The 12,584-nt window shown below is 73.1% G+C and carries 11 protein-coding genes and 1 pseudogene; 3 read left to right on the top strand and 9 right to left on the bottom strand.

What is annotated here, in order from left to right; genetic code table 11:
- Positions 1 to 220: 220 nt before the first annotated feature.
- The 4 genes from OHT61_RS21725 to OHT61_RS21710 form a co-directional block, all read right to left on the bottom strand.
- Positions 221 to 1,102, bottom strand: coding sequence for an NAD(P)H-binding protein (locus OHT61_RS21725; RefSeq protein WP_329040494.1), 882 nt, complete (start codon positions 1,100 to 1,102; stop codon positions 221 to 223).
- Positions 1,099 to 1,452 carry a DUF952 domain-containing protein gene (locus OHT61_RS21720; RefSeq protein WP_329040493.1) on the bottom strand — a complete coding sequence of 118 codons (354 nt, stop codon included), beginning with the start codon at positions 1,450 to 1,452 and terminating at the stop codon, positions 1,099 to 1,101. The genes OHT61_RS21725 and OHT61_RS21720 overlap by 4 nt, the downstream gene beginning before the upstream one ends.
- 9 nt (positions 1,453 to 1,461) lie before the next feature.
- Entirely contained in the window at positions 1,462 to 2,466 is a 1,005-nt protein-coding gene (locus tag OHT61_RS21715; RefSeq protein WP_329040492.1) for an NAD-dependent epimerase/dehydratase family protein, read from the bottom strand.
- Between the two features lie 73 nt (positions 2,467 to 2,539).
- Positions 2,540 to 3,493, bottom strand: coding sequence for a LysR family transcriptional regulator (locus OHT61_RS21710; RefSeq protein ID WP_329040491.1), 954 nt, complete (start codon positions 3,491 to 3,493; stop codon positions 2,540 to 2,542).
- A gap of 254 nt (positions 3,494 to 3,747) precedes the next feature.
- Between OHT61_RS21710 and snpA the strand changes: the two genes are divergently transcribed.
- Positions 3,748 to 4,419, top strand: a complete 672-nt coding sequence (snpA, locus tag OHT61_RS21705) for a snapalysin (protein ID WP_329040490.1) — start codon at positions 3,748 to 3,750, stop codon at positions 4,417 to 4,419.
- A gap of 62 nt (positions 4,420 to 4,481) precedes the next feature.
- On the opposite strand, the gene OHT61_RS21700 is transcribed toward snpA, so the two are convergent.
- The 5 genes and pseudogenes from OHT61_RS21700 to OHT61_RS21680 all read right to left on the bottom strand — a co-directional run bounded on the left by OHT61_RS21700 (position 4,482) and on the right by OHT61_RS21680 (position 10,355).
- Positions 4,482 to 5,150, bottom strand: a complete 669-nt coding sequence (locus OHT61_RS21700) for a DUF6304 family protein (RefSeq protein WP_329040489.1) — start codon at positions 5,148 to 5,150, stop codon at positions 4,482 to 4,484.
- 78 nt (positions 5,151 to 5,228) lie between these two features.
- Positions 5,229 to 5,825, bottom strand: coding sequence for a GNAT family N-acetyltransferase (locus OHT61_RS21695; protein ID WP_329040487.1), 597 nt, complete (start codon positions 5,823 to 5,825; stop codon positions 5,229 to 5,231).
- 92 nt (positions 5,826 to 5,917) lie between these two features.
- Positions 5,918 to 6,961, bottom strand: coding sequence for a family 2 encapsulin nanocompartment cargo protein polyprenyl transferase (locus tag OHT61_RS21690; protein WP_329043363.1), 1,044 nt, complete (start codon positions 6,959 to 6,961; stop codon positions 5,918 to 5,920).
- Positions 6,962 to 7,057: 96 nt separating this feature from the next.
- Positions 7,058 to 8,461, bottom strand: coding sequence for a family 2B encapsulin nanocompartment shell protein (locus tag OHT61_RS21685; RefSeq protein WP_329040485.1), 1,404 nt, complete (start codon positions 8,459 to 8,461; stop codon positions 7,058 to 7,060).
- A gap of 503 nt (positions 8,462 to 8,964) precedes the next feature.
- Positions 8,965 to 10,355 (bottom strand): annotated as a pseudogene (locus OHT61_RS21680) (FAD-binding oxidoreductase).
- A gap of 281 nt (positions 10,356 to 10,636) precedes the next feature.
- Here OHT61_RS21680 and OHT61_RS21675 point away from each other — a divergent pair.
- Together OHT61_RS21675 and OHT61_RS21670 are read left to right on the top strand one after the other, a co-directional pair.
- On the top strand, positions 10,637 to 11,089 hold the full coding sequence (locus OHT61_RS21675; protein ID WP_329040484.1) for an RrF2 family transcriptional regulator: 453 nt from the start codon (positions 10,637 to 10,639) through the stop codon (positions 11,087 to 11,089).
- 204 nt (positions 11,090 to 11,293) lie between these two features.
- Positions 11,294 to 12,490: a globin domain-containing protein gene (locus tag OHT61_RS21670; RefSeq protein WP_329040483.1), complete on the top strand. Its 1,197-nt coding sequence runs from the start codon at positions 11,294 to 11,296 to the stop codon at positions 12,488 to 12,490.
- Positions 12,491 to 12,584: the final 94 nt, after the last annotated feature.

The following is a 12,584-nucleotide window of genomic DNA, read 5'->3' as shown; positions in this document are numbered from 1 at the left end:
GCGCTGCCGTGGTGTCCGCACCCGGTCCGCCGCCTCCCCCGCGGGGCGGCGGGCCGGGTGCGGTCGTGTCCGGCCCAGGACGGGGGCCGGCGGGGCCCGGGTCCCGGAAGCCGCACGCAGCGGGACCGGCACCTGACCTGCCCAGCGCGGAGCACACGGGCCGTTGCCCCGGTGTACGTACCGGCGTACTTCCGGCCCTCACCGCTCCGGGCCGCAGGTGTCACGCCTCCGGGAGGAGGTGCCGCCAGCTGTCAGGGTTCTCCCGCAGGTACGCGGCCAGGCCCTCGGCCGGGCGGCCGGTGAGCCGCGGGACCGCGTCCGAGACGACGTCCATCTCACCGGCGGCGATGGCCTCGTACGACGTGACCCAGCCCGCCACCTCCCACTCCTGCGCCCCGTAGTGGGCGCGGGACGCGTAGGCCTCCTCCCTGGTCTCCGGGACGTACCGGACGGGCCGGCCTGTGATCCGGCTCAGCTCCTGCGCCGCCTCCGCGAGGGTGAACGCCTCGGGGCCGGTCAGGTCGTACGTCACGCCGTCGTGGCCGGTTCCCTCGTCCAGCAGGACGGCTGACGCCGCGTCCGCGATGTCCTCGTGCGCGACGGCCGCGACCCGCCCGTCCCCGCCGGGACCGCGCAGGACGCCGTCGGTGCCCGTCATCGCGGGGAGACCGGCCAGGTACCAGCTGTCGCGCAGGAAGGTGTGCCGCACCTCGGCCACCCGGATGTGCGCCTCCGTGTGCCAGTGGTCGCGGGCGAACGTGAACGTCGCGTCCGGGGCCGCCCCGAGGAACGACACGTACACGATGCGTTCGACGCCGGCCGCGACCGCCGCGCCGACGGCGGTCGTGTGCTCCAGCACCCGTCCGGGGCTCTCGTGCGCCGAGACGAGGAACAGCGTGTGCGCCCCGTCGAGCGCACGGCGCATGGCCTCGCCGTCGCCGTAGGGAGCCGGTGGAGCCAGGACCGCGCCGGGCAGCCGGGGCAGCCGGGACGGATCCCGGCCCAGGAGGCGTACGGGGACCCCGGTCCGGGCCAGGCGGGCGGCGACCCGGCCTCCCACCGCCCCGCTCGCTCCGGTCACCGCGACGAGAGGGCTGATCACGGCGCCTCGCCCCCCTGGCCCGCCGTGTGCGCGCCGAACGGGCGCACCTCCACGACCGCGTCCACCGGGATCGGTCCGTAGATGTGCGGGAACTCCTCACCACCGGGCTTCATGGCCTCGAAGCGCACCGGCGACCCGAGCCTTTCGCCGTCGATGACCAGGACCACCAGGTCTGCGGGGTCGGGTCCGTACAACGCCCGAGCCACGGCCGGCAGCTGGTGGAGCAGGGAGCAGTGGATGAACCCCTCCTCCCTCAGGGTCCTGCCGCGGGTCGACATCTCGTACATGCCCGCGCATCGGGCGGCGTCCCAGAGGGGCTTCTCCGTGAGGTGCAGCAGCTGTTCGGTCATCCGTCCACGCTAAGCGCTGCCCGGGGCGCCGAGCAGCTTCGCCTCCGTCCGCGCGTCGAGGCCGACGGCCGGCCGGTCCGGCCGGTGGGGGACGGTGCCTCCCAGGCCGCGCATCCATGCCCAGGTGTCGGCCACGGTCTCACCGACGGGCCGGCACCGCAGCCCGGCCTCGTGCGCCTTGGTGACGTCGCCCCGGTGCAGGGAGTCGTAGTCCTCGCCTGCGGGCAGCCAGACCGGCAGGTCCGTCCAGGGTTCCACCCCCGCCGCGAGGAGCACCTCCGGTGCGGTCCATCGCAGTTCGGCGTCCGAACCGGTGACCCTGACGCAGGATTCCAGGAGCTCGCCCATGGTGGTGTGCCCGGGGCGGCTCACCGTGTTGTAGGCCCCTTGCAGGCCCTTCTCCGCCGCGTCGAGCAGCCAGTCCGCCAGGTCGCGCGCGTCGATGTACTGCAGTGCGGCGTCCGGTGGTCCCGGTGCGATCACCGGGCCGCCCCGGGCCGTGCGGGCCAGCCACCACGGCAGGCGGCCGATGTTCTCTCCGGGGCCGAGGATCAGCCCGGCCCTGGCCAGCAGCGCGCGGTCCCCGAAGGCGTCGAGCGCCGCCAGCTCCCCGCCCCGCTTGGCCAGGGCGTACGGGACGTCCGGGCCCGCGTCGGGCGAGGCTCCCGCGACCAGCGGGCCGTCCTCCGGCAGGCCGGCCGGGGCCGGGTGGGCGTACACCGACCTGCTGGAGACGTAGCTGTAGTGCCCGGCTCGGGCCGCCAGCGCCCTCGCGGCGTCCCGCACCGCCGAGGGTGCGCCGCTCCAGGTGTCCACGACCAGGTCCCAGGTGCCGCCGGCCAGCGCGGCGAGACCGGACGCGCCCGTCGTCCGGTCACCCGTCAGTATCCGCACGCCGCTCGGGGCAGGGTGCCGGCCGCGATGGAACACGGTGACCTCCCACCCCCGGCCGAGCGCGGCATCCGTGACCGCGCGCCCGACGAACTCCGTGCCGCCCAGCATCAGTAGCCTCATGCCATGACCCTGCCCGCCGGCCTCGGAGCGGGAAACGGCGGCTCGCTGTCGGCAGAACGGGGAACCTTCCGGGTCAGGCCGCCTGCGCCAGCGGACTGCGGTGCCGCAGCAGCCACCGGTGGTACTCCTCGGCGCGTCCGGCCGCGTCCCGGTAAGCCGCCTCCAGTTCCCCGTAGACCGCCTCGATGTCCGTTTCCGGGCGCGAGACGAGCAGCAGCCGTACCGCCAGCGGATCGCCGCGCAGGGGGCGGATCACCATGTCGTCACGCGGGCCCGTGGTCGGCTGGCAGGGAGCGACCGCCTCGCCGAGCACGACGAGGGAGGCGGCCGTGAGGTAGTCACCGTGCAGCACGGGCGGATCGAGCCCCGCGTCGCCGAGGACCCGGCGCACCCCGTCCCACTCGCCGTCCACCGACGGATCGACCATCCAGCGGTCGGCGGCGAGGTCGCGGAGGTCCACCACGGGGAGGTCCGCCGCCGGATGGTCCTTGGACAGCGAGATGAACTGCGGTTCCCGGTCGAGGAGTACGCGCCTGTTCAGACCGTCGGGGACGACGATCGGACAGCCCTCCACCTCGTGGACGAAGGCCACGTCCAGCCGGCCGGCGGCCACCGCCCCCAGGAGCTCCCGGGCCGAGACGTCCACCCGCAGCGAGATGTCCGTGCCGGGCAGCAGGATCCGCAGCCTGCGCAGCCAGTCGCCGATGACGCGGCTGGCGGTGGAGCCGATGCGCAGCCCGGGGGCTCCGGCCCTGGCCGCTTCGGCCTCGGCCATCGCCGCACCCACCAGGGTGGACATGCCGTCCACCAGGGGGCGGGCGCGGCTGAGGAGGACGCGGCCCAGGAGGGTGGGCCGGCAACCGGTCCTCTCGCGGCGGAACAGCTCCGCCCCCATGGTCCGCTCGATGCGCTGGAGCTGGGTGGTCAGGGAGGGCTGGCTGACGCCGAGCCGCCGTGCCGCCTGGTGCAGGCTGCCCGTGTCGGCGATGGCGCAGAGCGCCTTGAGGTGTCTCACCTCGAGGTCCATGACGGGGAGCGTATGGCTGTTCGCACGCCGAGCACCAGATGGCGCAACCCCGCTAAACACCGTCATTCAGGTGCTGTTGGGGCGACCTTCGGGTGCCGGTTGTGTGGGGTTCCCGTGGGGGCGATAGGGCGGCGCTATCGCCGGTTGACATCATCCGCCGGGCCCCCTGCTGCCCCGACACTCTCTCCGTACCCCCCACCCGTTACCCGTCCGGCCGCCGGACGGGGTTCATCGGACAGGTAGGAGAACCCCCCATGAGACACCTCAGGACTGCCGTGATGTCGGCCGTGGCCGGTCTCGGACTCGCCGCGGCGCTCGGCACCACCCCCGCGGTCGCCGCCGCACCGGCACCTGCCGCTCCCACCAGCACCGCCGCCGCCCAGGCGGGTTACGCCGCCTACGCCGGATCGAGCGAGAACGCCGCCGCGAACAAGGCGTTCTTCGACGCCGTCATGGCGTCGGTCGCGCAGAAGCGGGCCGCGAACCCGGGCGCCGCGGCCGTCACCGTCGTCTACAGCACCACCAACGCCCCCAGCTTCCGCAGTCAGATAGCCAGCAGCACGAGCATCTGGAACAGCTCCGTCTCCAACGTCAAGCTGCAGGAGGGCTCGAACCCCGACTTCACCTACCGCGAGGGCAACGACTCCCGGGGCTCGTACGCGAGCACGAACGGGCACGGCAGCGGCTACATCTTCCTGGACTACGCGCAGAACCGGCAGTACAACTCGACCCGTGTCACCGCCCACGAGACCGGCCACGTCCTCGGGCTGCCGGACCACTACACCGGCCCGTGCAGCGAGCTCATGTCGGGCGGCGGTCCCGGCACGTCCTGCACGAACGCCTACCCGAACGCCACCGAGCGTTCCCGGGTGAACTCCCTCTGGCAGAACGGCCTCGCGGCCGCGCTCGCCCGCACCACCTCCTGACACCCGGCGCACCGCTCAGGGGCCGTCCCGCCGTCGCGGGGCGGCCCCTGAGGCATGAGCGGTCAGGCAAGCTCCAGCGGGAACGCGCCCCGGTGACCGGTACCGGCACCGTGGGCCGGACGGGGTTCGAACTCCCGGCAGCTCCAGATCTCCTGGACGAATCCGGTGCGCCGGTCCCAGAGACCCGCGACCTCCTCCCCGCCGGCCACGTCCCGGTAGGCGTCCTTGGCGCCCCGGAAGCAGGCGAGTCCGCCGGAGAGCCCGCGGACGGGCGCCGGGAAGTAGTCGGAGAAGGCGCAGGCTATGCAGGTCTGCAGGTGCATGTCCGGCGGCAGGATCCGCTGGATCGTGGCCATCGCTGCGGCGAAGTCGCCCTCCGCGCGATTCGACTCGTACACGGCGCCGTCCAGGTGGAGGGCGAGATACAGGTCGGGGTCGGCCCTGCGCAGGGACAGCAGACAGCCGAGCGTGGCCTGGCGGACCGTCCCGGACACCAGCACCGGAAGCGGGAGGTCCCACTCCAGTACGCAGTCGCCGAGCACACCGTCCGTCAGGTCGAACGCACCGTCCCGGACCGTCACACCGGCCGCCGGGGCGAGACCGTCGAAGCTCGTGCCCTCGAAGTCCGTCCCGCGTACGCGGATGCGGAGCTGCTGTCCGTCCGTGGTGAGAATGACGGCCTCGGAACCCTGCCGGTCCCGGTACCAGCCTGCCCACGACTCATCTGTCATGAGCAGGGACTGTAGTCCGTGCCCCGCACCAGCCCGGTGCCACCCTCCCCTTCGCTCCGCCTGAGGGCCGATTGGTGATCAGCCCTCCTGCGGCTCACGCCACATGGGCCACATCAAGGGACCCTCGGGGAGTTCCACGGCCTTGCCCATGAAACGGAATCCGAGCCGTTCGTACAGCCGGCGGCTGCGCTCGCTGCTCGCCTCCAGGTAGGCGGGGACGCCCTCGCGGTCGCACCGCTCCAGGACTCCGCTCATCAGCGCCTCGCCGATGCCTTCCCCCTGCCTCTGCGGGCTGACCCCGATCATCAGCAGGTATTCGTGGGCGCGGTCGTGCGGGTGCACGGCGCCCGTCAGCCTGCCGACCAGCTCCGCCCGTTCGTTGTCCGGGTCGGCCGTCTCCCGCATGAGCGCGGGGGTGTCGTCGGTGCCCTCCGGCGCTCCGGCGGGTACGGGGAGCCAGAGGGCGGTGGCCGTGCCGTCCTCCAGGATGTCGATGCGGCCGTTCGCCAGCGTGATGTCGGCGAACACGCCCAGAAACGCGCCGTGCACGGCTCGCCGGTGGTCCTCGTCGGGGAAGACCCAACTGCTCACCGGATCGTCGTGGAACGCCTCGTCCAGTATCCGTACGACCTGGTCCCTGTCGCCCTGGTCCGCCTGCCGTATGCGTACGCCCATGACCGGCCCCGCCCCCTCGCACCCGTGATGATCTCAACCGACCTACTGAATACTAGAGTTGAGTCGAGGGCCCGGTCCTGAGCCACTGCGATTCAGTGTGTTCTGCGGGTGACGAACTCCGCGAGGGCCAGCAGGTCGCCACCGTCGGCGGCGCCGGGCACCGCGCGGGACAGGTGGTGGACGGCACGGGCCATCCGGTCCCCCGCGGTCATCTGCGCCCAGTCCCGGCCCCCTGCCCGGTCGACCGCGTCGGCCGCGGCACGCACCTCCTCCGGAGTGTTCATCGCGCCCCGGTAGAGCGCGGTGAGTTCGGCGGCGGCCGGGGTTCCCGAGGTGAGGGCCGCGACCACCGGCAGCGACTTCTTGTGCGCGATCAGGTCCGCGCCGACCGGCTTTCCCGTGCGCTCGGTGTCCCCCCAGATACCGATGAGGTCGTCGATGAGCTGGAACGCGAGGCCCGCCTCCCTGCCGAAACCGTCCATGGCCACGACCGCGCGCTCCCCGGCCCCGGCGTAGAGCGCGCCCAGGGCGCAGGCGCAGCCGAGCAGGGCGCCCGTCTTGGCCGTGGCCATGGCCACGCACTCGTCCAGCGTGACGTCGTCGGGGCCGCGGTCCTCCAGCGCGCAGTCCGCCTGCTGTCCCGCGCAGAGTTCGACGACACAGGTGGCGAGCCGGACCGAGGCGTGGGCGGACGCGGGGTGCGGGTCGTCCGCCAGCAGTCTCAGCGCGAGGGCGAGCATGGCGTCACCCGTGATCACGGCGTCCGGCACCCCGAACACCGCCCAGGCCGTCGGCCGGTGGCGGCGCGTGGTGTCCTCGTCGATGACGTCGTCGTGGAGCAGGGTGAAGTTGTGGGCGAGTTCGACGGCGACGGCCGCCCGTACGGCCGCGTCCGGGTCGCCCCCGAGAGCTTGGGCGGCGGCCAGGACGAGGGCGGGCCTGATGGCTTTGCCCGCCTGGCCGGAGGCGGGGGTCCCGTCGGCGTTCTGCCAGCCGAAGTGGTACTTCGCGACCCGGCGCATGGCCCCGGGCAGCGTCTCCACGGCTGCTCGCAGGTGCGGGTCGACGGCGTCACGGGTCCGCTCCAGGAGGGCTGCGGCCTTGTGCTCCCCCATCGCGGCGTCCGTACTCATCATGGTCACGGTCACTCCTTCCCGGGCGCCACAGGGCACCTTGATCCCGGTACTCGCCTGCGGGGCCCGGGCGGACTGTCACCCGGGCCCGGGGAAGCGTCACCGCCAGCGGCTGACCTCCACGTTCTCCAGGACGCCGAGCGCGTCGGGGACGAGGACGGCGGCGGAGTAGTACGCGGTGACCAGGTAGGAGATGATCGCCTGCTCGTCGATGCCCATGAAGCGGGCGGACAGGCTCGGCTCGATCTCGTCCGGGATGCCGCTCTGCTGGAGGCCGATGACTCCCTGGTCCGCCTCACCCGTCCGCATGCAGATGATCGACGTGGTGCGGGCGTCGGTGACCGGGATCTTGTTGCACGGGAAGATCGGCACCCCGCGCCAGGCCGGGACGTGATGGCCCCCGACCTCCACGCTCTCCGGGACGAGCCCGCGCTTGTTGCACTCACGGCCGAAGGCGGCGATCGCCCGCGGGTGGGCCAGGAACAGGTTGGATCCGCGCCGCCGCGACAGGAGTTCGTCCATGTCGTCGGGGCCGGGCGCTCCGTCGTGCGGCTGGAGCCGCTGGCCGTAGTCGCAGTTGTTGAGCAGCCCGAACTCGCGGTTGTTGACCAGCTCGTGTTCCTGGCGCTCGCGGAGCGCCTCGACCGTGAGCCGCAGCTGCTGCTCGGTCTGGTTCATCGGCTGGTTGTAGAGGTCGGCCACCCTGCTGTGCACCTTCAGCACGGTCTGGACGACGCTCAGTTCGTACTCGCGCGGCGCCGACTCGTAGTCGACGAAGGTGTGCGGGACGACGGCCTCCCCCACGTGCCCCGCCGAGAGGTCGATCTCCGCCTCGCCGTAGGTGTTGGTGCGCTGGTGCGGGATCGCGAGCAGTCCGGCGAGGTGGTCGCGGAGCGAGTCGGCGCGGGCCGCGAGGTTGAGCACGTCCGACCTGCGCAGGGTCAGCAGGGTGCAGGCGGTGACGGCACGTGCCGTGTACTCCCAGGTCGCGTCGCCGTCGATCAGCGCCTGGTCACCGAAGTAGGCGCCGTCGGCCAGGACGCCCAGCACCGTCTCGTCGCCGTACGGGCCGGTGCCGACCTTCTCGATCTTGCCGTGGGCCAGCAGGTGGACCCGGTCCGCGGCGTCGCCCGACGCGGCGAGCACCTCGCCGGCCGCGACGTCGCGCTGCTCGCACCTGCGCGCCAGCTCGGCCAGCACCTCCTCGTCCGCGAAGTCGCGCAGGGCGGGGAGTTCGCCGAGCTCGGCGGGGATGACCGCGACCCGGTCGCCGGTCTGGACGAAGGTCACCCGGCCGTCCCCGACGGAGTAGCTGAGCCTGCGGTTCACCCGGTAGGTCCCGCCCTGCACCTGCACCCAGGGCAGCATCCGCAGCAGCCAGCGGGAGGTGATCTCCTGCATCTGCGGTGCGGATTTGGTCGTCGTCGCGAGGTTCCGCGCAGCCGCTGTGCCGAGACTCTGCTGCGGCGGCTGCGTGTCGCGAACCTCTTCACCAACGGACATCCGACATCCTCTCGATCATGGGCTGACCTGCGAGAGGAACACTTCCAGCACGAGTACACCGCGCGCTATTACACAAAAGAGTGTGACTAATCGGGCCACGGTCGGGGCACGTCACCGCTCCGCGGACGCGCGTACGGGCATGGCGCCGCCGGCCGGAGGCGGCCCGGCGCGGAGCCGGTCCGGCGCAACCGGGCCTCAGGGAGCAGGACTTCGCCCCCCTGCACCGGCCCCCTCGCGCGAGGCACCCCTCCGGCGGCGGCCCTGTCGGCCTGCCGGGGACGACCGGGACGGCCGGGACGGCGGGGACGACCGGGACGACCGGGATGGCCGGGGTGGCCGGCGGACCGACACACCCGGTGATCGCGGTCGGCCCGGATCGGCCCTCACCTCGGCCGGCGCAACGGCCTCGACGGCGGCTCCGGGCACCGTCGGACCCGGCAGGGCACCGCCAGGCACGGCCGGGCGCCGGCCCGACCATGCGGCGGTGACCTCACTCGCCGGGCTCAGACGGCCAGCGGTGCCCCCGAGTCGACGACCTTCCCGGGGTTGAGGATGCCGTGGGGGTCCAGGGCCGCCTTGACCGCGCGCTGCATGGCGAGGTTGACGGCACCGATCTCGCGGTTCATGCCGCCCATCTTCAGCAGCCCCACGCCGTGTTCGCCGGTGACCGTGCCGCCGAGGGCGATCGCCGCGTCGAGGATGTCCTCGAAGGCGAGCTGGGCGCGGCTCCGGGCCGCCTCGTCGCCCGGTTCGGTGATGATGAGCGGGTGGAGGTTGCCGTCACCGGCATGGGCGATGTTGGCGATGAGGACGTCGTGTTCACGGGAGATCTCCTCGACGCGCGCCAGCATCCGCGGCACCTGCGACCGCGGGACCACCACGTCCTCGGTGAGTACCGGGCCGAGCCGCTCCAGCGCCGGGTAGGCGAGGCGGCGGGCCTGGAAGAGCGCGTCCGCCTCCGCCTGGTCGGTCGAGACCTCGGCCCAGGCCGCGCCCGCCTCGGCGAAACAGGCCCGCATGGCCTCCGCCTCGGCATCGCCGGCGGCTCCGGGGGTGTCCACGCGGCCGAGGAGGATCGCGTCCGCGTCCGCCGACAGCCCCATGTTCTTCCACGCGTCGACGGCCTTCAGGCAGTGCTTGTCGAGGAGTTCGAGGGCGGAGGGCACGATGCCCGCCGCCGTCACCCGGCTCACCGCGTCCCCGGCGGCCACGACCGAATCGAAGAACCCGGCCACGGTGCGTTCGGCGGGCCGGGCCCCCCGCAGCTTCACGGTGATCTCCGTGATCACACCGAGGGTGCCCTCCGAGCCGACGAGGAGCCCGCACAGGTCGTAGCCCGCGACCCCCTTCGCGGTCCGCCGGCCCACCCGCACGACCTCGCCGAGCCCGTTGACGGCCTCCAGTCCGAGCACGTAGTCCCGGGTCACGCCGTACTTGACGCAGCACATGCCGCCGGCGTTGGTGGCGGCGTTGCCGCCGATCGTCGACCAGGGGGAACTGGCGGGGTCCGGCGGATACCAGAGGCCCTGTTCGGCGCACGCCGCGCGCAGGTCGTCGTTCACCACTCCCGGCTGGACCAAACGGCGAGGCGCTCCACCGGGTCGATGCGCAGGATGCTGTTCATGTCCTCGAAGGAGAGGACGACCGCCCCGTCGACCGCGTTGGCGCCGCCCGACAGGCCGGTTCCCGCGCCGCGCGGGACGACCGGGATGCGGTGCTCGGCGCAGTGGGCGACGACGGCGGCCACCTCGGCGGTGTCCTGGGGCCGCACGACGGCGAGGGGCGATCCGGCCGGAGCCCATTCCGCCTCGTCGTGCGCGTAGCGGCCCAGACTGTCCGGGTCCGTGATGACCCGGCTCGCCGGTATCCCGTCGGCTGCGTTCGGCTTCGGCACGGCCGCTGACCACCTTTCGTGCGCTTGCGAGCCCCGCACCTGCCGCGGAGCCGCACCCTCCATCATGGCGCGCGCTCCCCGGAGGCGGCCCTCGGCCCCGGAAGCGACCCCCGGCCCCGGAGGCAAGCGCCCCGCCACAGGAGGCAGGCGTAGCCCCGGGGGGCGGCGCAGGCCGTGGGAGGGCGGGCACCGTCCCGGGGGAGCGCGCACCGTCACGGAGGACGGCATCTAACCCAGCCCTTAAGTTGCATCCACGATGCAACTTACCTAGGCTGACCGCCATGCGGCTGACGCGATTCACCGACGTGGCACTCCGGGTGCTCATGCGCCTGACCGTCACGAAGGACGGCGAGGACCCGCCGACCACCCGCGATGTGGCGGCCACCATGCAGGTGCCGTACACCCACGCGGCGAAGGTCGTCGCCCGCCTCCAGCACCTCGGCCTGGTCGACGCACGGCGCGGCCGGGGCGGCGGCCTCACCCTCACCCAGGCCGGACGCTCCGCCTCGGTCGGCACCCTGGTGCGCGAACTGGAGGGACCGGGGGAAGTCGTGGAGTGCGAGGGGAGCACCCCTTGCCCCCTGCGGTCCGCCTGCCGGCTCCGCACCGCGCTGCGCCGGGCCGAAGAGGCGTTCTACGCCTCGCTCGACCCCCTGACCGTCGGCGACCTCGTCTCCTCCCCCACCGGACCGCTGCTGGTCGGCATCAGCGCCGGCAGGCCGGCGCCCGGCTGACCCCCCACACGTCTCGAAGAAGCACACCTCCCCGAACCGCGGACCACGCCCCACCGACCGCACCGCGCACACCGCGGGCACTTCTCCACGACCTGCGCCGACCTGCTCCCGCACACCCCCTCCCGCGCGAACAAAAATACGCATCTCATATTCCAATAAAGCCGGGACGGCCACGACCGCCCCACGTACACGAGGAGTCACCCGATGCTCTCCGAGACGTCGACCGCAACCGTCCGCGCCACGCTCCCCGCCGTCGGAGCGGCCATCGGGGACATAGCGGACCTCTTCTACCGGAAGCTGTTCGACGCCCACCCGGAGCTGCTGCGGGACCTCTTCAACCGGGGCAACCAGGCCTCCGGCACCCAGCGCAGCGCGCTCGCCGGATCCATCGCCGCCTTCGCCACCCAGCTCGTCGAGCACCCGGGCACCCGGCCGGACGCGATGCTCGGCCGCATCGCGAACAAGCACGCGTCCCTCGGCATCACGGCCCCGCAGTACGCGATCGTGCACACCCATCTCTTCGCCGCGATCGCCGAGGTGCTGGGCGACGCGGTCACCCCGGAGGTCGCCGCGGCCTGGGACGAGGTCTACTGGCTGATGGCCAACGCCCTCATCGCCATCGAGGAACGCCTCTACGCACAGCAGGGCGTGCTCGCGGGTGACGTCTGGCGTGAGTGGACGGTCCTCTCGCGCACCGAGGACACCCCGGCCGTGGCCACCTTCCGGCTCACCCCCGCCGACGGCTCGCCCGCACCCGCCTTCCGGCCGGGCCAGTACGTCTCCGTACAGGTGGAACTCCCGGACGGAGCCCGCCAGATCCGCCAGTACAGCCTCACCGGGGCACCCGGCACCGGCCCGCGCTCCTTCTCCGTCAAGCGGGTACGGGGCGGGGAGGGCCCCGACGGCGAGGTCTCCGCGCACCTGCACGCGAGGCTGCGTGAGGGCGACCGGCTGCGGCTCTCGGCCCCGTACGGCGATCTGGTGCTCGACGACTCCGGTGCGCCCCTGCTGCTCGCCTCCGCCGGCATCGGCTGCACCCCGGTCCTGTCGATGCTGGAGCACCTTGCCGCCGAGGGGCACCGGGCGAGGGTGACCGTCGTGCACGGGGACCGGACCCCGGCGGACCACGCCCTGCGCGCCGACCACGCGGCGCTGACCGAAAAGCTCCCCGACGCCGCCGCCCACTTCTGGTACGAGGACCCGGAGCCCGGCCACCCCGCCGAGCGCACCGGACGCGTCGACCTGAGCGCCCTGCCGGTCGCCCCGGGCACCCGCGCCTACCTCTGCGGCCCCCTGCCGTTCATGAGGGCCGTCCGCTCCCAGCTCCTGGCCAAGGGGGTGGCCGCTGCCGACATCCACTACGAGGTGTTCGGCCCCGACATGTGGCTCGCCCAGGACTGAGGCACGCGCCGGCCGGCACCCGGAGAATGTCCGGATCCGCTCGCACATTTCCCGAACAGGTTTGGCGGAGCCTCATGTTCCGGTACAAGCGCTG

Source organism: Streptomyces sp. NBC_00178, from assembly GCF_036206005.1.
GTDB lineage: Bacteria > Actinomycetota > Actinomycetes > Streptomycetales > Streptomycetaceae > Streptomyces.
The sequence above is the reverse complement of the archived record's forward strand: the minus strand, read 5'-3'. Positions and strand labels throughout refer to the sequence as shown.